Below are 1,708 nucleotides of genomic sequence, written 5' to 3'. Positions count from 1 at the left end.
TAGCGGGATCGGCCTTCGGTCAGACCAGCCTCTATCGAGGACGCAGATGGGTGTGCCCGTCGCGAAAACACGTGGAATGAAGTCAGGCGACCTGGCCATTCGCATCTCGAGGCAACGAGCACAGGCAACGAGACGCGGTTTTCCTCAACCAGGCCGCTTTGGCGTCGCGCGCTCGCTGCGTGAGGGATCGCCGCTGTCTGCAATCTCGGCGCATCTGCGGAGGTCGCTGCCGCAACATCGCCGACGAGCCTGCCGACGTGCTTGTCGTGCGGATGCAACCTCGCCGTATCAGATACACGCCACCGATTAACTTCGGAGGCGCCATCGCCAGCGATTTGCCATAATGGAATCGCGGACGGCATCCGCGAGAGGGCTCCCGCCGCGAGGCGGGGCCTCTTTTCTTTTCGATCGTGACTTGCGACCTACAAAGACGCCATGCGCGACGAGCGCCACAAGCATGGTGGAATGCACGGCCGCGTGCAGGGAAATCGCGCACAGGGCGATTGGGAGGACGGACGCCCTCCCCTTCAAGGAACCGAGCATGTAGCATCAGGCGGCTTCGCGCTCGCCATTGCTCTGCGGTTGCAAGCTGTGGAGATAAGCAACCGCGCGCTGCGCATGGGCGGCTGCTGAGAAGATTGCGCGCCTGTTATTGGAAAGAACGGAGACCCAACTTACCAGATAGGCCGCATGATCCGGTCTCGGTTCGAGCTCGGGGACGATGCCAAGATCGGCGCAAACCAGGGCCGATCCAATTTCGGCTAAAAGTTCTTCCCGGGCTCGCTCACTTCGATCCTTCGCGTAGCGGCTGAGATCGCGGCCGACGCGACGGGCATCCGCTGTCCAATGAATGTGCTCGTGGCTCAGCACCGCCACGTATGACGCGGCATCACGGAAGCTTTCGAATATCGGCATCTGGATGTGATCGCTCGATGGCGAATAGAACGCTCGCGAACCGCCATGCCGGATCACGGAGCCGGTGTTGGCGAAGAATCGATCGGCGTGCTCGATGCGCTCAACGGGATCGAGAATGGGTGCCGGCCGGTGATAAAAGTGTTCCGGCAGACCTTCGATCTGCTCGACGTTGAACACGACGTAGGTCTTGAGGAACGGGATGTCCCGCTCGACCTCGCCGCCGTGTTCGTCCGTCTCGGTCTTGGTAAACCGACTTGCGTAGATGACGGTCGAACCCGATTCACCCTTGCGGACATGGCCGCCGAGGTCGGTGGACTGCTTGAAGGTCATCCAGATTGATGACGTGAAGCCGCGCGCCAGTCCTTCCGACCACAGCAGCAGCACATTCATACCCGTGTATGGTTCACCATTGTGGCGCAGCGGTCGGGTGATCCGGCCGGTCGCATTGCCGACGCTCCAAGGCTGCACCCAGGGGCGCACGCCTTTCTCCAGATCGGCGATGATGCGTTCAGTGATCCGCGCATAGATGTCGGCCCGTCCGCCTTCTTTCTTCCCACTCATTTTCGTGAACCTCCGTCTTGGAGCCGCGCTCATCGCGGCCCGTCACGACGGTCCGAAGCCGGGGAATTCAGGGGGCCGGCGCACCCATAGGCCGAAACGAAGTGGAGGGCGTCGAAGCCGCTGCGCCGGCCGCCGGCCCCGGCAAGACCGACAGCGGGACGGGCTGCGATGAGAACCCCTCACCTTCCTTCACTCTGCGCCCTTCCGCCCCCTGCCTTCTTCCGGCATCGCA

At 62.4% G+C, this 1,708-nt stretch carries 1 protein-coding gene; it reads right to left on the bottom strand.

Going from position 1 to position 1,708, the window contains the following annotated elements:
- Window positions 1-549: 549 nt before the first annotated feature.
- On the bottom strand, window positions 550-1,476 hold the full coding sequence (locus CWO89_RS43920; protein ID WP_130230124.1) for an ArdC family protein: 927 nt from the start codon (window positions 1,474-1,476) through the stop codon (window positions 550-552).
- Window positions 1,477-1,708: the final 232 nt, after the last annotated feature.

The sequence above is a fragment of the Bradyrhizobium sp. Leo170 genome, assembly GCF_004296405.1.
Classification (GTDB): Bacteria; Pseudomonadota; Alphaproteobacteria; order Rhizobiales; family Xanthobacteraceae; genus Bradyrhizobium.
Note: the sequence above shows the minus strand (reverse complement) of the source record. Positions and strands in the feature narration are given on the sequence as shown.